We start from the raw sequence: 16771 nt of genomic DNA, 5'->3' as shown, positions 1-16771 counted from the left end.
GCGGCCTGCTCAGTCCCGCCGGGCGGAGAACAAGCGCGTCGCCACGGCCAGCACCAGCCCGGCCGCGACGAGGTACCAGCCAAGGCGTTCCTGGGGCACTGCCTGTGACCACACCCGCCAGGCCGACGGGGTGTAGGAGTCGGCTGCCAGGTAGTCCGCGTACCTCCTGGGGGGCGGGATGTCCCGGCCGCGCACCCAGAGCAGGACGCCTATGGCGACACAGGTCGCGGATATCGCATACAGGACCGGGGCGCGGTCCGGGACGGGTCTGTTCACGGGTTCTTCCTCGGTGTCGTCGTGGGGGTGCACGGCTCCTGCGGGTCTTGTCCGCAGGCTAGGCCACGCTCGACGGTGCCGACCTGATCGCCCGTGAAGCGCAAGGGCGTTGCGGAGCCGGAGCCCGGGCCGCCCGTCCATTCACCGGACTTGCCGTTGCCTTGACGAACCGTTCCCCGAGCGTTCAGCCGACCGCCTGTGCCTGGGATGTGTGTTCTCCATAAAGTCCCTGCGGATTGCGGAAGAAGGGACGCATGGGACTCATGGACACACCTCACGCAGTCCGGGCCCGCGGGATCACCAAGTGCTTCGGGGATGTCGTCGCGCTGGACGCCGTGGACCTGGACGTGACGCAAGGTCAGATCCACGGCCTGGTCGGGCCGAACGGCGCCGGCAAGACGACGCTGCTCGGCCTGCTGCTGGGGCTGGCCGTCGCCGACGGCGGCCGGCTGGAGATCCTCGGCACGCCGGTCGAGCGGGCGCTCGCCGCGCCCGACGGCATCGCCGGCTTCGTGGACGCGCCCGGTCTCTACCCCTCGCTCACGGCCCGGCAGAACCTCACCGCGCTGGCCACGCTGCGCGGTATCGACACGAAGACCACGAAGACCGTGGGGACCACGAAGACCGCGGGGACCACGGGTATCGACGAGGTGCTCGCCGAGGTCGGGCTCACCGACGTCGCCGACGACAAGACCCGCGGCTTCTCCCTCGGCATGCGCCAGCGGCTCGGGCTCGCCGCCGCCCTGCTCACCCGGCCCCGGCTGCTCGTGCTCGACGAGCCGTCCAACGGCCTCGACCCGGCCGGCAAGAGACATGTGCACGGCGTCCTCACCCGGCTCGCCGCCGACGGCACCGCCGTGGTGCTCTCCAGCCACCGGATGGACGACCTGGAGGCGCTGTGCTCCGAGGTCACCATCCTCGCCACCGGACGCGTCGTCTTCTCCGGCCCGCTGACCAAGCTGGCCACCGAGAACCGCGAACTCGACTACCGGCTGCGCACCTCCGACGCAGAGACCGCGCGCCGGCTCGCCGCGGACGTGGCCGGCGTCCGGATCGTCGACGACACCGGCCTCGGCCTGCGCAAGGACCCCGACGTGCTCGTCGTACGCGCCCTGGTGCCCGCCCTCGACGAACTCGTCACGGAGGTCGTGCGGTCGGGTGTCGCGGTGCGCGAACTCGCCCCCGTCGTATCCCCCCTCGAAGCCGCGTTCCTCGCCCTCACCGAGCACCAGGAGGCCGGACGATGACCGCGACCACCGCCACCGACCCCATCGCCCCTGTCGTCACCGAACCCGCCGGCGCCCGTCGTGTCCCGGTCTCGCGCGGTTACCGCTTCGAGCTGGTGAAGCTGGTCTCGCAGTGGCGGATCCGGTTGCTGGTGCTCGCCTGCTGGATCGCGCCGGGGCTGTTCGTCGCCGGGGTCAGCCAGCAGAGCACGTTGCCCGCCGACACACTCTTCGGGCGCTGGATGCACGCGACCGGGTGGGCCGGGCCGCTGGTGATGCTGGGTTTCGCGGGCACCTGGGCGCTCCCGCTGCTGACGTCGGTGGTCGCCGGTGACGTGTTCGCCGCCGAGGACCGGCTCGGCACCTGGCGCCACCTGCTGGTGGCGGTCCGCTCGCCCGCGCGGATCTTCGTGGCGAAGTCACTGGCCAGCCTCACCGTCATCCTGCTGCTGGTGGCCGGCCTGGCCGCTTCCAGCACGCTCGGCGGGCTGGCCTCGGTCGGCAACCAGCCGCTGGTCGGTCTCGACGGTCACCTGCTGTCGCCCGGCGACGCGGCCGGCCGGGTCCTGCTCGCCTGGCTCGCGGCCCTCGCCCCGACCCTCTCCCTCGCCGCGATCGGACTGCTCGGCTCGGTCGCCCTCGGCCGCTCCCCGATGGGCCTGCTGCTGCCCCCGATCGTCGCGCTCGCGATGTCGGTCGCCCAGATGCTGCCGCTGCCCGTCGCCGTCCGCCTCGCCCTGCCCGGCTACGCCTTCATCTCCTGGAACGGCCTGTTCACCAGCCCCGCGCAGCTCGCCCCGCTCCTCATCGCTGTCGCGGTGAGCCTGGCGTGGGCGGTGCTCGCGACGGTCCTCGCGTATGTGCTGTTCGTACGGCGGGACTTCACCAACCCGGCCTACGACGGTTCCGGGCGCCGCGCCCTCACCCTCGGCGTGCTGCCGATGGCCGCGCTGACCGCCGTCACCGTCGGCGCGGTCGCCGTGGCCACCCCGTCGACGGGCTCCGGGATCCAGCAGGACAAGGTGCAGAAGTCCCTCGCCACGGTCTTCGGCCACCTCTACCGGCTGCAGACGGAGCAACTGCACCGGCCCGCCGTCACCGAGGCGCAGTTGAAGACCACGGCGGCGTGCACCAAGAGCGACGGCCAGGCCGCGCAGGAGGGCGCGGGCAACGACTGGCGTTGCGTCGTGAGCTGGCACCTCCCCGGCGTCTCGGTCACCGGGACGGCGATCTACCAGCTCGACATCACCTCGGACGGGCGGTTCGTGGCCGACGGCGACGGTCCCAAGGAAGTCAACGGCTACTTCCTGGTGCGGACCTCGACCGGCGACGCCCCGAATCCGCTGTGGCAGTTCGACGGCAACGTCGACCTGCTCGACACTCAGTGAAGGGAAACAGTTCCGTGCAGGTAACACGCCAGCGTCGGATCAGCGAGAAGAAGCAGTTCAACCTCTTCGGCAGACGCGTCGGCCGCCGGGCCCTGCTGGTGACGTCGGGTATCGCGGTCGCCCTCGGTGTCACGGGCACCGCGGTCGCCTCGACCTACCAGTTCGGCACCCAGCAGGTCGGCCAGACCACCGCCAACGGCCAGGTCGTCTCCGCCGACCAGTACATCAACCCCTACGGCACCCGTAGCGTCATCAACGACGGCAAGATCATGTCGTCGGTCGTCAGCCCGGACGGCACCCACCTCGCGGCCTCGATCGCCGACGGCGACGCCTCCCTGGTCGTCGTGGACCTGGCGACCGGTCAGGTCACGCAGAAGATCGGCACCAACGCGGCCGACAACCTGCGCATCAGCAGCGGCGCGGTCGGCCAGGAGGGCCCGACCTACTCGCCCGACGGCAAGCAGCTGTGGCTCGGTCAGGCCAACGGCTACACGAAGTTCACCGTCAACGCCGACGGCACCCTCGCGAGCCCCACGGCCGTACCGATCGCGGCCGACGGCTCCAAGCAGGCGCTGGTGGGCGCGGCCGTGTTCTCGGCCGACGGCTCCACCGTGTACTCCGCGGTCAACGGCCAGAACAAGGTGGTCGCCATCGACGCGGCGACCGGCACGATCAAGCAGACCTGGGCGGTCGGCAACGCCCCGCGCGGCCTCGCCCTGGTCGACGGCAAGCTCTACGTCAGCAACGAGGGCGGGCGCCCGGCCAAGGCCGGCGACACCACCATCAACTCCTACGGCACCAACGTGGTCGCCAACCCGAAGACCGGCGCCAGCACCACCGGCACGGTCAGCGTCATCGACACCGCGGACCCGTCCGCCGCCGTCGGCACCGTCGACGTCGGCCTGCACCCGACCGCCGTGTACGCGAGCAAGGGCGCGGTGTTCGTCACCAACACCGCCGACAACAGCGTGTCGGTCATCGACAGCCGCAAGGACAAGGTCGTCCAGACGATCTCCACCCAGCCGTGGCCCGAGGCGTCCGTCGGCTACGAGCCGAACGCGGTCGCGCTCACCGACGACGGCCGCCTCCTGGTGACGCTCGGCCGCGCCAACGCCGTCGCCGTCTACCGCTACACCTCCGCACAGCAGCCGGCCCGCTACGTCGGCCTGGTCCCGACGGACTACTTCCCGTCGGGGATCACCGCCCTCGGCAAGAAGATCGTCGTCGCCAACACCCGCGGCATCGACGCGCTGCGCCCCGACGCCGCCGGCCACAACACGCACGACACCACGTCGAGCCTCACCCAGTTCACGATGCCCAGCGACCAGGTCGTCAGGTCCGAGACGAACAAGGTGTTCAAGCAGAACGGCTGGACGTCCAACTCGGTCAAGACCGCCAAGAACAACAGCCACAAGAAGGCCGTCCCGGTCCCGAAGCGGATCGGCGACCCGTCGACGATCAAGCACGTCTTCCTGCTCGTCAAGGAGAACCGCACCTACGACCAGGTCTTCGGCGACCTCCCGCAGGGCAACGGAAACTCCGCGCTCACCCAGTTCGGCGAGAACGTCACGCCGAACCAGCACGCGCTCGCCCAGCAGTTCGGCCTGTACGACAACTTCTACGACATCGGCACCAACTCCGCCGAGGGTCACAACTGGCTGATGCAGTCCGACAACCCGGAGTACACCGAGTCGTCGGCCGGCGAGTACACCCGCAGCTACGACACCGAGGACGACGTCCTCGGCCACCAGAAGACCGGGTTCATCTGGACCGGAGCGCAGGCTGCCGGGCAGACCGTCAAGGACTTCGGCGAGTTCCAGTCGTACGAGAGCAAGCCGGCCGGCGCGACCTGGCAGAACCTGTACTGCGACAGCAAGAACATGGCCGCGACCGGCGCGCAGACCGCCTACCCCATCAAGACGGGCTCGGCGATCCCCTCGCTCAACGACGTGTCGGTGCAGGGCTTCCCGCTGTTCGACCTCAACGTCCCGGACATCTACAAAGAGCAGATCTGGAAGCAGGACTTCGAGAAGAACGGCCCGGCGAACCTGAACATGTTCTGGTTCTCCAACGACCACACCGGCGGACCCGCCAACGCGTCCGCCGAGGTAGCCGACAACGACCTGGCCGTCGGCCGGATGGTCGACGAGATCACCCACAGCAAGTACTGGAAGGACTCGGCGATCTTCGTCGTCGAGGACGACTCCCAGGCCGGCCTCGACCACGTCGACGGCCACCGCGCCCCGGTCCAGGTCATCAGCCCGTACGCCCAGCACGGCAAGGTCGACGACCACTACTACTCGCAGATCACCATGGTCCGCACCATCGAGCAGATCCTCGGGGTGCACCCGATGAACCAGCTCGACAGCGCGGCCACCCCGATGTACGGGGCGTTCACGAGCAAGGCGGACGACACGCCGTTCACGGCGGTCCCGAACCGGACCTCGCTGACCCTCGGCGTGAACCCGCAGCCGACCTGCGGCTCGGACACCCCGGCGGCCCAGGACGCCCAGGCGGCGGCCGCGCCGACGTCGGTCTCCGTCCCGGCGGCCGAGGCCAAGGTCGCGGCGCAGTGGAAGACGTGGGCCTCGCACCAGCGGCTGACCGGCAAGAACGCCGTGCCGGACTATGCCAACCCCACCCAGATGAACCGTTACACCTGGTACCAGACCCACAACTGGACCAAGCCCTACCCCGGCGACAAGAAGATCTACTCGCCGAACGCCGTACCGGGCGCCTACCTCCCGTCCGCGGAGAACGACGGCTGACCCGGCCCGCTCACGCACAGGGGACCCCGGTCGGCGGACCGGGGTCCCCTGCGTTTTCCGGCGCGCCGCCCGGACACCCGGCTGCCGCGCGCCGGGCGGCCCGCGGTACGCCAAGCTGGCAGCGGAACGTACGAGGACAGGGAGACGTCATGACCGACAAGCCGACCGTGGGCATGCTGGGCACCGGCATCATGGGCGCCGCGATGGCCCGCAACCTCCTGAAGGCCGGGCACACCGTCCGCGCGTGGAACCGCACCCGCGCCAAGGCCGAACCGCTCGCCGCCGACGGCGCGCAGGTCACCGACACACCGGCCGAGGCCGTCGAGGGCGCCGACGTCGTCCTGACCATGCTGTACGACGGCGCCACCGCCCTGGAGACCCTGCGCGAGGCGGCCGGATCGCTGCGCCCCGGGGCCGTCTGGGTCCAGTCGACCACCGCGGGCCTCGACCAGATCGCCGCACTGGCCGCGTTCGCCGACGAGCACGGCCTGGTCTTCTACGACGCCCCGGTCCTCGGCACCCGCCAGCCCGCCGAGGCCGGACAGCTCACCGTCCTGGCCGCGGGGCCCGAGCAGGGCCGGGAGACGGTCACGCCCGTCTTCGACGCCGTCGGCGCCCGCACGGTGTGGACCGGCGACGACGGGTCCACGGCCGCCGCGACCCGGCTCAAGCTGGTCGCCAACAGCTGGGTCCTCGCGGCCACCGCGGCGACCGGCGAGGTCCTCGCCCTGGCCCAGGGCCTCGGCGTGGACCCGCAGCGCTTCTTCGACCTGATCGCGGGCGGCCCCCTCGACATGGGCTACCTGCGGGCCAAGGCCGGGCTGATCCTCGACGGCGGGCTGACCCCGCCCTCGTTCGCGGTGGACACCGCCGGGAAGGACGCCCGGCTGATCGTCGCGGCCGGCGCGAGCCACGGCGTGCGCCTGGACGTCGCCCAGGCGGCCGCCGAACGCTTCGCCCGCGCCGCCGCCCAGGGGCACGCCGACGAGGACATGGCCGCCGCGTACTTCGCCAGCTTCGAGGACAAGTAGGGGGCCGCGCGGGGAGAGCGGTGAAGCGGGCCCGGGCCGACGTGACGGGCAGGGCCCCGGAGGAGCACCCTGGAAGCAGCGATTCCGGAGGTGGTCCCATGAACATGATGAAAACCGCTGTGGGATGGCATGTCGAGATGGAGTTCCTGGAGGACGACACGCACACGCGCGCGGTGGCCCTGGTCCGCCTGCCCGACGGCACCGAGGTACGGGCGCACGGCCACGCGAGCCGGCACGAGTCCGACAGCAACCAGCCCAGAGTCGGCGAGGCGATCGCCGGCGCCCGCGCCCTGAACGAACTGGCCATGCAGTTGCTGTCCAAGGCGCACGGCGAGATCGACGCGCTGTCGGGGCGGCACTCGCACCCGATCAACGTGTGAGAAGCAACGGGTGAGAGGCAACGTCTGAGAGGCAACGCCTGAGAAGCGCGGGAACGAAGGCGCGCGCGGTGGTTACGACAGCGCCGTGCGCACCGCGCGCACCAGCGCCTGCGCCCGCGGGTCCGCCGTCACGCTCTTGCGGAAGCCGTTGGTGACATAGCCGAAGGCGATGCCCGACTCCGGGTCCGCGAAGGCGAGGGCGCCGCCGCGGCCCGGGTGGCCGAAGGAGGCGGGGGAGAGCAGCGGGGAGGCGCTCCCGTGCAGCATGTAGCCGAGCCCGAAGCGGGTGGAGACGACCAGCACCCGGTCGGGACCGGCCGACTGCTCGCCGCGGGCCAGCTCGACGGTCTCCGGCGTGAACAGCCGTCGGCCGCCGTCGACCTCGCCGATCAGGGAGGCGTAGAAGCGGGCCAGGCCGTCGGCGGTGGCGATGCCGTTGGAGGCGGGCAGGGCGGCCGCGCGGTAGGCGGGGTCGTTCTCGTCCGGGAGCGGGCTGATCGCGCCGAACGCCCGGCGGGTCAGCGAGCCGGGGTCGGCGTACGCCTCGGAGACGGCGCGCTTGGGCCGGGTCCGCAGCGCGCCCGCGCTCTCCGGCGCGGCCACGGGTCCGACGCGCCCCACGCGCGTCTGCTCCGCCTCCGGCAGCCCGAGCCACAGCTCGGCGCCGGCCGGCCCGGCGATCTCGTCCGCGATCCACTCGCCGATGCTCCGCCCGGTCATCCGCCGCACCAGCTCACCGGTCAGCCAGCTGTACGTCTGCGCGTGGTAGCCGTGGTCGCTGCCCGGCTCCCACACCGGCGCCTGTGCCGCCACGGCGGCCGCGCCGAGGTCGGGGTCGGCGGCCTCCGCGGGCGTGAGCGGCCGGTCCAGCACCGGCACGCCCGCGCGGTGCGCGAGCAGGTGCCGCACCAGCGTCCGCTCCTTGCCGGCCGCCTTGTATTCCGGCCAGTGGTCGCCCACCGGCGCGTCCAGGTCCAGCTCGCCGCGCTGGTGCAGGAGCAGCAGAGCGGCGGCGGCGACGCCCTTGGTGGCCGAGCGCACGACCTGGGCGGTGCCGTGCTCCCACGGCGCCTCGCCGGCGTCCCCGTCGAAGTCCAGGGCGCCGCCCCACAGGTCGACGACCCGGTGCCCGTCCCGGTACACGGCCACCGCCGCGCCCCGGTCCCCGAGCAGCTCGAAGTTGCTCGTGAACGCGTCCCTGACCGGCTCGAAGCCCTCCGCCACAGTGCCGTGCACGTCCACGTCCGGATCCCTCCACCCACTCGCTGGTGACAGTGAGTGGAACATGGCCGCCGGGCCCCGGATTCCTCGGTACGACGTGGTCTACGGCACGTGCCCGGGGGTCAGCCGAGCACGATGGTCACCTCGATGTTCCCGCGCGTGGCGTTCGAGTACGGGCAGACCTCGTGGGCGGCGTCCACCAGCTTCGCCGCGACGTCCGCGTCCAGCACCGGGAGCGAGACGCTGAGGGCGACCGCGAGGCCGTAGCCGCGCTGCTTGTTGGGGCCGATGCCGACCTTCGCGGCGACCGTGGAGCCGGTCAGGTCGTAGCCCGCGCGGTTGCCGACGAGGATCAGCGCGTTGTGGAAGCAGGCGCTGTACCCCGCCGCGAACAGCTGCTCCGGGTTGGTGCCGTTGCCGTCGCCGCCCAGTGCCGGAGGCATCGCCACCTTGAGCTCGATCTGGCCGTCCTGACTGCTGACATACCCGTCCCGGCCGCCGTGCGCGGTCGCCTCGGCGACATACATGATCTTCGTCGGACGAGAGTCGACGGTGGCGCCTTCGATCACGGCGGGACCTCCCCCAGGGCGGAAACAGTGGTGGGCAACACAGAAGTGTGCAAGCACATCGTGCACAAGGTACCGACCGGTAGGAAGCCCTGTGGCTACCAGGGGGTGGAAACCGTGGGTAATAGCTGTCGGCCGACAACGGCCGCAAGGCTGCCCGGCTACAACGGCCGCAAGGCCGCCCGGCCCGCCCGTTCCGCGAGCTCCCGCAACTCCTCGCGGAGCCGGGCCACGTCGACCCCGTCGAGCCCCGTTGCCGTGAGCAGGGCGCCGGGGACGCGCGCCGCGCGCTCCCGCAGTTCCTCCGCGCGCCCGGTGCATCCGACGAGCACCGAGCGCTCGTCCCGTTCCGAGCGCTCCCTGCGCACCAGCCCCGCCCCCTCCAGCCGCTTCAGCAGTGGTGACACCGTGCCGTAGTCGAGCCGGAGCGCCTCCGTCAGTTCCTTCACCGTGGTCTCGCCCCGCTCCCACAGGACGAGCAGCACGAGGTACTGCGGGTAGGTGAGCCCGAGTTCGTCGAGGAGCGGGCGGTAGGCGGCGGTCACGGCGCGCTGCGCGGCGTACAGCGCGAAGCACAGCTGGTCGTCCAGCCGCGGCGGCCCGGCGACCGGCCCGGCGACCGGTCCGGCGTCCTCTTGATGCGTCACGGGCCCATTGTCACGGACGCGGGTCGAATCCGAAGGGCAGTTCCAGCCGGTGGGCGCGCATCAGGGCGTCGTCACGGAGGAGTTCGGCGGTGGGCCCGTCGGCGGCGATCGTGCCGTCGCTGAGCACCAGGGAGCGCGGGCACAGCTCCAGGGCGTACGGCAGGTCGTGGGTGACCATCAGGACCGTCACGTCCAGGGAGCGCAGGATGTCGGCGAGTTCACGCCGGGAGGCCGGGTCGAGGTTGGAGGAGGGCTCGTCCAGGACGAGGATCTCCGGCTCCATGGCGAGGACGGTCGCCACCGCCACCCGGCGGCGCTGCCCGAAGGACAGGTGGTGCGGCGGGCGTTCGGCGAAGTCGCCCATGCCGACCTGTTCCAGTGCGGCACGCACGCGTGCCTCCAGCTCCGCGCCCTTCAGACCGGCCGCCGCCGGTCCGAACGCCACGTCCTCGCGGACCGTCGGCATGAACAGCTGGTCGTCCGGGTCCTGGAAGACGATGCCGACCCGGCGCCGGATCTCCGCCATGTGCCGCTTGCCGATGGGCAGTCCGGCCACCGTCACCGTGCCCGTGCCGCCGCCCAGGATGCCGTTGAGGTGCAGCACGAGGGTGGTCTTCCCGGCGCCGTTCGGCCCGAGCAGCGCGACCCGTTCGCCGCGCGCGACGGAGAAGTCCACGCCGAACAGGGCCTGGTGCCCGTCGGGGTAGGCGAAGGCGAGGCCGGAGACCTCAAGGGAAGCGGGAGCGGTGGTCACAGGGCCCATCCCAACAGGCAGACGACAAGGGCGGACAACGGCAGCGCGAGGGCGTACGACCACTGGGCCCGGGACGCGGTCACCTCGTGGACGACCGGCATCGAACCGGAGTACCCGCGGCTCACCATGGCCAGGTGGACGCGCTCCCCGCGTTCGTAGGAGCGGATGAACAGCGCGCCCGCGGACTTCGCGAGCACACCCCAGTGGCGCACGCCCCGCGCCTCGAAGCCGCGCGACCGACGGGCGATCCGCATCCGGCGCATCTCGTCGGTGATGACGTCGCCGTAGCGGATCATGAAGGAGGCGATCTGGACGAGCAGCGGCGGCAGCTTCAGCCGCTCCAGGCCGAGGAGCAGTGCGCGCAGCTCCGTGGTGGCCGCCAGGAGGACGGAGGTGGCGACGCCCAGGGTGCCTTTCACCAGAACGTTCCAGGCGCCCCACAGGCCGTTCACGCTGAGCGAGAGGCCCAGCACGTCGGTCCGCTCGCCCTCCGCGACGAACGGCATCAGCACCGCGAAGGCGACGAACGGCACCTCGATCAGCAGCCGCTTCAGGAGGAAACCGGCGGGCACGCGCGCGTGGTGCGCGACGACCGCGAGCAGCACGGCGTACAGCGCGAACGCCCACATCGCCGTGCGCGGGGTCGAGACCACGACGACCACGAAGGCGAGGGCGGCGGCGAGCTTGGTGTGCGGCGGGAGCGCGTGCACGCGCGAGTGCGCGTGCCGGTAGAGCCGGTGCGCTCCCCCACGCTCGAATTCGCTCGCGCGGGAGGTACCCCCATCGGCACCCACGTCAGTGCACCTCTGAAGGGGTGCCGGTACGGCGCCTGCGCACCGCCCAGAACACCGCGCTGCCCGCGACCACTGTCGTGCCGACCCCGATGACGCCCGCGAGGCCCCCGGAGAGCCGGGCGTCGGAGACGTCCTCGACGCCGTAGTCGGCGAGCGGGGAGCCGGCCGAGGCGTGCTCCTTCGTCTTCGTGTCGATGCCGTGGTCGTGGGCGACCTTCTCCAGGCCGTCGGGGCTGGCGGAGGCGTAGTAGCTGACGAACCCGGCGAGCAGAAGGGAGGTCGCCAGACCGCTGATCCACAGCGCGCGGCGAGAGGTGCGCGCCGCCACGGGCGCGGTCGGCTCCGGCGCGTCCACCAGTTCGCCGTTCACGCGCAGCTTCAGCCCCTGCCGCAGGCCGCGCGCCCCGTACACCAGGTCAGGGCGCACGGCGACGACCGTGCCGACCGTGAGCGCGGTGATCGCGGCCTCGCCGACACCGATGAGGACGTGCACGCCGATCATCGCGCCGGCCACCTTGCCGATGGCGACGTCGGTGGTGCCGCCGACCGCGTAGAGGAGGGTGAAGGCGACGGCCGCGGCGGGCACGGAGAGCAGGGCGGCGACGAAGGCGGCGCCGGTCACCGAGCGCCGGCTGCGGGGCAGGACCTTCAGCAGGCCGCGGAAGACGGCGTACGCCACCACCGTGGTCACGATCGCCATGTCGGTGATGTTGACGCCGAGCGCGGTCAGCCCGCCATCCGCGAACAGGATGCCCTGCATGAGGAGGACCACGGACACGCACAGGACGCCCGTGTAGGGGCCGACGAGTATCGCGGCGAGCGCTCCTCCCAGCAGATGGCCGCTTGTTCCGGCCGCGACGGGGAAGTTGAGCATCTGTACGGCGAAGATGAACGCCGCCACCAGTCCGGCCAGCGGCGCGGTGCGGTCGTCGAGTTCACGGCGGGCGCCGCGCAGGCCGACCGCGAGGGCGCCGGCGGCGACCACGGCGGTGACCGCGGAGGTGGGTGCGTCGATGAATCCGTCAGGTACATGCACGGGTTCGATTTTAGGGTCCTATTGCGAACCTTTTGCAAGAGCGAGAAGCTCGTCACATCCGGATTCACTGGTGGGCCCTGATGGTCCCCGCAAGCACATTAGGGAAAATGTGCGACATTAGATAAGAAAGCGGATGCCACAGCTTTCGCACGGATCACGGAGCGTAAAGGGCAGTCCGATGTCTGTAGTCGAGCAGTATGCGCGAGCCCACATCGTCACGGACGAGGACGCGCGGGACGATCCGGGCGCGGTGCCCGTCGTCCTGCGCTACGACTCCGACGCCGATCCCAGGACGGTACAGGTCGGCCTGCCCGGCACGGACGAGTGGACGTTCTCGCGCTCGCTGCTGGAACAGGGCCTCAGGGCGCCCGCGGAGAGCGGTGACGTACGGGTCTGGCCGCTGGGGCGGGTCCAGGCCGTGGTGGAGTTCCACTCCGACCACGGCACGTCGGTGGTCCAGTTCGAGTCGAAGGCGCTGCTGCGCTTCCTCAGGCGCACCTACATGACGACCCCCATCGCCGGCTGACGCGCTCCTTCGAGGCTTTCGGCGCCTTTCGGCGCCTTCGACGTCAGAGGGACGCGCCGAGCTTCAGCAGTGCCGCCACGATCGGTCCGGCCGTGTCGCCGCCGTGCCCGCCCGCCTGGACCACACCCGCGGCGGCGAAGTCGCCGCAGTACGCGGTGAACCAGCCGTTCGGCTTCTTCTGGCCGTCGACCTCGGCCGAGCCGGTCTTGGCGCCGCAGCTCGAACTCAGTCCCGACATCGCCTTGGCCGCCGTACCGTACGCCGCGGTGTACTGCATGACCTCCTTCAGCTGCGCCTGCGTCTTCGACGACATCGTGCGCGAGGCCTTCGCGATCGTCCGGTTGTCGACGCTCGGGGCGACCAGGTACGGCTGGTGGAAGGAGCCGGTGTCCACCGTGGCCGACACCGACGCCATGTTCAGCGGGTTCATGCGCACCCCGCCCTGTCCGATCAGCGAGGCGCCCATCTGCGCGCCGCTCTGCACCGGCACGGAACCGTCGAAGGTGGGGACGCCGATGGCCCAGTTGTTCATGCCGAGGCCGTAGACCTGCTGGGCCTCGGTGGTCAGGTCGCTGTTGGAGAGCTTGGGCGCGAAGTTGATGAAGGCGTTGTTGCAGGAGGCGCCGAAGCTCAGCTTGAACGTGCCCTGCTTGATCTCCGAGTCGTCGTCGTTGTGGAACGTCCACCCGGCGAGCTTGTACGTCTTCGGGCAGGGGTGCGACGCGTCCGGGGTGATGAGCCCCTTCTCGAACAGCATGGTCGACGTGATGATCTTCATCGTGGAGCCGGGCGCCAGCGAGCCCTGGAAGGCCACGTTGAAGCCGTGGCTGGAGTTGGCGACGGCGAGGACCTCGCCGGTCGACGGCCGCATCATCACGACCGAGGCGTTCTTCTGCGTGGTGACCTGCTTCTCGGCGGCCGCCTGCAGGGTCGGGCTGAGCGTGGTCTTCACGGTGCCCGGCGTGCCCTTGCTGAGCTCCAGGAGGGTCTTGTCGGACAGCTTCGCCTTCTCGGACGCCGCGCCGCGCACCACGCGCAGTTCGACGCCCGCCTTGCCGCCGGCCTTCTTGCCGAACTTCTCCCGCAGCCCGTCGAGGACCGAGCCCAGCGACGGGTACTTCGCGGTGGTGATCTCCCCGCCGTCGCGGTCCAGGGCCTTGATGGGCGGGGTCCCGGACGCGCCGGTGACCAGGGTGTCGCCGTCCGAGAGGTCCGGGTGGACGACCGCGGCGTGCCAGTTCACCACCGGCTTGCCGTCGCTGGTCCGGCGGATCACGGTGAACGCGGAGTCGTACGACAGCGGCTTGCTGACGCCCTTGTACGACACCGTCGCCTTGACGGAGAACGGGATCTTGTCGCCGGTGCGGGTGCCCTCGGTGAGGGTGACGCCCGTGACGTGGGCGTCCTTGGTGTAGCCGGTGAGGAGCTTGATGCAGGCCTTGCTGTCGTCCGTGACGGCGGCGGCCTGGGTGACCTTGCCGTGCTGCCAGGACGACAGGAAGGTGCGCGCCGTCGTCTGCACCTCGGTGGCGGACAGCGGACCGGTCTTGACGGGCTTGTGGCCGGCCGTCTGTGCCGTCGACGCCGCGTCGGCGGCACCGCCGCCGTACAGCGCGTAGAGGCCGAGGCCCGCTCCGCCGACGACGACGGCGATCACTCCGCCGACGACGGCGGGTCTGTGCTTCCGTCGCTCGACGACGCGCCTTCTCTTGCCCACTGGTCAGTTCCTCCGCGCATTCCCCAGGGTCCCCGCCGCCCCGTAGCCCTCACGCTCCCCAACGACGGCACCAGCCTAGAGTCCCGGCCTGTGGGAGTGACGTCAGCCACCGATCCGTAGCACGCTTGCGACAATCGGACCGGCCGCGTCAATGCCGTGGCCGCCGTCCTGGGTCATGGCCGCGGCCGCCACGTCGTTGCGGTAGCCGGCGAACCAGCTGTTCGACTTGGACTGGCCGTCGACCTCCGCCGAACCCGTCTTGGCGCCGATGCTGCCGCTCAGCCCGCGCATGACCCCGGCCGCGGTGCCGCTGGTCGCGGTGCGGTTCATCATGGCGCGCAGCTGGTCGGCCGTGGCGGGCGACAGGCCCTTCGCGGTGGCCAGCTCACGGCCGTCCAGCTTCTGCGGGACGAGCACCGGCTGCCGGAAGGTTCCGGTCGCCGCGGTCGCCGCCACCGACGCCATGTTCAGCGGGGACATCTGCACCTGGCCCTGGCCGATCAGGTTGGCCGCGGTGTCCGGGCCGCCGGAGGCGGGGACCCGGCCGTCGAAACTCGGGATGCCCACCTTCCAGTTGTTCTTCCCGAGCCCGAACCGGTCCTCGGCCTCCTTGGTGAGCGAGTCGACCTGGACCGAGTCCGCGTACTTCACGAACGCGGTGTTGCAGGAGCGCGCGAAGCTGTCCGAGAGGGTGGCCTTCTCGTCCGGCTGAAGTCCCTTGAGGTTGCTGAAGGTCTGGCTCTGCCAGGTCGCGGTCGGCGGGCAGGGGGCCGGGCCGTTCGCCGTCGTGAGGCCTGTGTCGATGAGGGTGGCCGCGCTGATGATCTTCATGGTGGAGCCGGGCGCCAGCTCGCCGAGGAAGGCCGCGTTGAAGCCGTCCTCGCGGTGGTTGGCGACCGCCAGCACCTCGCCGGTGCTGGGTTTGACGGCCACCACCGACGACTCGGCGTACTTCGTCACCGCGGTCTCGGCGGCGGCCTGCACGCGCGCGTCCAGCGTCGTACGCAGCTTGCCCGCCTTGCCCTCCGTGAGGGTCAGCAGCGTGGTGTCGGCGGACTCCTCGGACGCGTGCTGGATGACCAGCTCCACGCCGGGCGTGCCGCCCGCCTTGTCGCCGTAGCGGCTGCGCAGCTCGTCCAGGATCGGGCCCAGGGACGGGTACTTGTCCTTGGTGAGGACCTGGCCGTTGCGGTCCACGGCCTCGATCGGCGGGCTCGCCGCCTCGCCGGTGGACAGGGTGTCGCCGCGCTTCAGTTCCGGGTGGACCACGGACGGATCCCAGTCGACCAGCGCACGGTGCGTGGTCGCGCCGCGCACGATCGTCAGGCGGCTCTTGTAGGCGAGCGGCTTCGACTTCCCGCCGTAGGACACGGTCGCCTTCACGCTGTACGGCACGGTGGCGCCGGTGGCCTCGCCGGGCGTGATGTGCACGTCCTTGATGTGCGCCACGTCGCTGAAGGAGGTGAGCACCGGTTCGGCGTCGGCGGAGTCGTTCGTGAGCGACGCCGCGGTCGCCGCCCGGCCCTTCTCCCAGGCCGCGAAGAACTTCTGCGTGGTGTCCTTGATCTCGTCCTTCGTCGGCGGCCCGGTCCGCACGGCCGGTGTGCCGTCGCCGCGCACCGCGGACAGAACGTTGTAGGCGCCGTACCCGCCCCCGCCCAGCACGGCTGCGCAGACGCCGCCGATCAGGGCGCCCTTGACCCCCTTGCGCATGGTGCGAAATCCCTCCCCGTGAGCCTTTTCCGCATTTTGTGAACGCGTTCAAAAGCTGGTTGTGACTCGCACTGTAGGTCGTTGTGGGACCCCTGTGACAGGTGTTGACCGATTGTTGGCCGAACTGTTGGCCGAACGGAGATCAGGGATGTGGCTCACACCCAGCTGTCGAGCCACATACGTGAACGCCAGGGGTCCGGGGGGGGGAGTCGCCGTGCCCGTGTACAGCGGCCGGAAAACTTGAACCCTGATCGCTTGGGAATAAGCTGGAAGAAACTGCGGAACGCTGGTCTTGTGTCGGAAGGCGCACCTATGGGCGCCATATTATGCCACCTGCGACAAAAGTCGACAACCTGAGCGATACGGCAGAGAGCGAGGCTCTCATGTTTATTTCTCGAAATGGAATCGCGCACATGGCAGGGGTTTTCTGCGCTGCGGCGCTGCTCGCTGCGACAACCGGTTCGCTCGGCGCAGAGGCTGTGACCACAGCCCGGAACGACGCATTGGTGTCTTCGGCCGTCGAGCCGCACCCATCCAATACGCAAATTACGCCGAGTGCGGGGAGCGGCGGCGGGCACATTCCCAACACGCCCAACACGCCGACGCCGACTACGACGAACATCCCGGGGGGCGGGGGTGCCGGCATTCCCAACACGAACACGCACCACATCCTGGGATGACGTTCCGTGATGGACTGAGGGGTCGGACTTAGCTCTGCCATGTCACGG

General features: G+C 70.8%; 15 protein-coding genes. 6 read left to right on the top strand and 9 right to left on the bottom strand.

Features of this window, described 5'->3' with window-relative positions; genetic code table 11:
- Positions 1-9 precede the first annotated feature (9 nt).
- A complete protein-coding gene (locus tag ABT137_RS20370; RefSeq protein WP_351710730.1) occupies positions 10-276 on the bottom strand; it encodes a hypothetical protein in 267 nt (88 codons plus the stop codon).
- A 263-nt stretch (positions 277-539) separates the two neighbouring features.
- On the opposite strand from ABT137_RS20370, the gene ABT137_RS20365 reads away from it, so the two are divergent.
- From ABT137_RS20365 to ABT137_RS20345, 5 genes are all read left to right on the top strand, one after another.
- Complete coding sequence (locus ABT137_RS20365) at positions 540-1523, top strand: ABC transporter ATP-binding protein (protein WP_351710728.1); 984 nt, start codon at positions 540-542, stop codon at positions 1521-1523.
- On the top strand, positions 1520-2890 hold the full coding sequence (locus ABT137_RS20360; RefSeq protein ID WP_351710726.1) for an ABC-2 transporter permease family protein: 1371 nt from the start codon (positions 1520-1522) through the stop codon (positions 2888-2890). Before ABT137_RS20365 ends, ABT137_RS20360 begins: the two co-directional genes overlap by 4 nt.
- A gap of 14 nt (positions 2891-2904) precedes the next feature.
- On the top strand, positions 2905-5658 hold the full coding sequence (locus tag ABT137_RS20355; RefSeq protein WP_351710724.1) for a bifunctional YncE/alkaline phosphatase family protein: 2754 nt from the start codon (positions 2905-2907) through the stop codon (positions 5656-5658).
- Positions 5659-5807: 149 nt separating this feature from the next.
- Complete coding sequence (locus ABT137_RS20350; protein WP_351710722.1) at positions 5808-6689, top strand: NAD(P)-dependent oxidoreductase; 882 nt, start codon at positions 5808-5810, stop codon at positions 6687-6689.
- 104 nt (positions 6690-6793) lie between these two features.
- A complete protein-coding gene (locus ABT137_RS20345; RefSeq protein WP_351710958.1) occupies positions 6794-7069 on the top strand; it encodes a DUF1876 domain-containing protein in 276 nt (91 codons plus the stop codon).
- A 72-nt stretch (positions 7070-7141) separates the two neighbouring features.
- Here the strand turns inward: ABT137_RS20345 and ABT137_RS20340 are convergent, their stop codons facing one another.
- From ABT137_RS20340 to ABT137_RS20315, 6 genes are all read right to left on the bottom strand, one after another.
- Positions 7142-8311, bottom strand: a complete 1170-nt coding sequence (locus ABT137_RS20340; RefSeq protein WP_351710720.1) for a serine hydrolase domain-containing protein — start codon at positions 8309-8311, stop codon at positions 7142-7144.
- Positions 8312-8412: 101 nt separating this feature from the next.
- Entirely contained in the window at positions 8413-8817 is a 405-nt protein-coding gene (locus ABT137_RS20335; RefSeq protein ID WP_351710956.1) for an organic hydroperoxide resistance protein, read from the bottom strand.
- Between the two features lie 200 nt (positions 8818-9017).
- Positions 9018-9503, bottom strand: coding sequence for a MarR family winged helix-turn-helix transcriptional regulator (locus ABT137_RS20330; RefSeq protein WP_351710718.1), 486 nt, complete (start codon positions 9501-9503; stop codon positions 9018-9020).
- A 10-nt stretch (positions 9504-9513) separates the two neighbouring features.
- Positions 9514-10266 carry an energy-coupling factor ABC transporter ATP-binding protein gene (locus ABT137_RS20325; protein WP_351710716.1) on the bottom strand — a complete coding sequence of 251 codons (753 nt, stop codon included), beginning with the start codon at positions 10264-10266 and terminating at the stop codon, positions 9514-9516.
- Positions 10254-11051: a cobalt ECF transporter T component CbiQ gene (gene cbiQ / locus ABT137_RS20320; RefSeq protein ID WP_351710714.1), complete on the bottom strand. Its 798-nt coding sequence runs from the start codon at positions 11049-11051 to the stop codon at positions 10254-10256. The genes ABT137_RS20325 and cbiQ overlap by 13 nt, the downstream gene beginning before the upstream one ends.
- 1 nt (position 11052) lies before the next feature.
- Positions 11053-12087, bottom strand: coding sequence for an energy-coupling factor ABC transporter permease (locus ABT137_RS20315; protein ID WP_351710712.1), 1035 nt, complete (start codon positions 12085-12087; stop codon positions 11053-11055).
- 178 nt (positions 12088-12265) lie between these two features.
- On the opposite strand from ABT137_RS20315, the gene ABT137_RS20310 reads away from it, so the two are divergent.
- A complete protein-coding gene (locus ABT137_RS20310; RefSeq protein ID WP_351710710.1) occupies positions 12266-12613 on the top strand; it encodes an SsgA family sporulation/cell division regulator in 348 nt (115 codons plus the stop codon).
- A 43-nt stretch (positions 12614-12656) separates the two neighbouring features.
- On the opposite strand, the gene ABT137_RS20305 is transcribed toward ABT137_RS20310, so the two are convergent.
- Positions 12657-14330: a penicillin-binding transpeptidase domain-containing protein gene (locus tag ABT137_RS20305; protein WP_351710708.1), complete on the bottom strand. Its 1674-nt coding sequence runs from the start codon at positions 14328-14330 to the stop codon at positions 12657-12659.
- Between the two features lie 102 nt (positions 14331-14432).
- Positions 14433-16043, bottom strand: a complete 1611-nt coding sequence (locus ABT137_RS20300; protein WP_351710706.1) for a penicillin-binding transpeptidase domain-containing protein — start codon at positions 16041-16043, stop codon at positions 14433-14435.
- Positions 16044-16771: the final 728 nt, after the last annotated feature.

Origin of the sequence: Streptomyces sp. NPDC001980, from assembly GCF_040296885.1 — a bacterium.
In the GTDB taxonomy this organism is placed as follows: domain Bacteria; phylum Actinomycetota; class Actinomycetes; order Streptomycetales; family Streptomycetaceae; genus Streptomyces.
Note: the sequence above shows the minus strand (reverse complement) of the source record. Positions and strands in the feature narration are given on the sequence as shown.

What these genes read in the sequence shown, in the direction of transcription:
- ABT137_RS20365 (WP_351710728.1), top strand. Translation starts at nt 540, where the DNA reads ATGGACACACCTCACGCAGTCCGGGCCCGCGGGATCACCAAGTGCTTC.
- ABT137_RS20360 (WP_351710726.1), top strand. Translation starts at nt 1,520, where the DNA reads ATGACCGCGACCACCGCCACCGACCCCATCGCCCCTGTCGTCACCGAA.
- ABT137_RS20350 (WP_351710722.1), top strand. Translation starts at nt 5,808, where the DNA reads ATGACCGACAAGCCGACCGTGGGCATGCTGGGCACCGGCATCATGGGC.
- ABT137_RS20345 (WP_351710958.1), top strand. Translation starts at nt 6,794, where the DNA reads ATGATGAAAACCGCTGTGGGATGGCATGTCGAGATGGAGTTCCTGGAG.
- ABT137_RS20335 (WP_351710956.1), bottom strand. Translation starts at nt 8,817, where the DNA reads ATGTATGTCGCCGAGGCGACCGCGCACGGCGGCCGGGACGGGTATGTC.
- ABT137_RS20325 (WP_351710716.1), bottom strand. Translation starts at nt 10,266, where the DNA reads ATGGGCCCTGTGACCACCGCTCCCGCTTCCCTTGAGGTCTCCGGCCTC.
- ABT137_RS20310 (WP_351710710.1), top strand. Translation starts at nt 12,266, where the DNA reads ATGTCTGTAGTCGAGCAGTATGCGCGAGCCCACATCGTCACGGACGAG.
- ABT137_RS20300 (WP_351710706.1), bottom strand. Translation starts at nt 16,043, where the DNA reads ATGCGCAAGGGGGTCAAGGGCGCCCTGATCGGCGGCGTCTGCGCAGCC.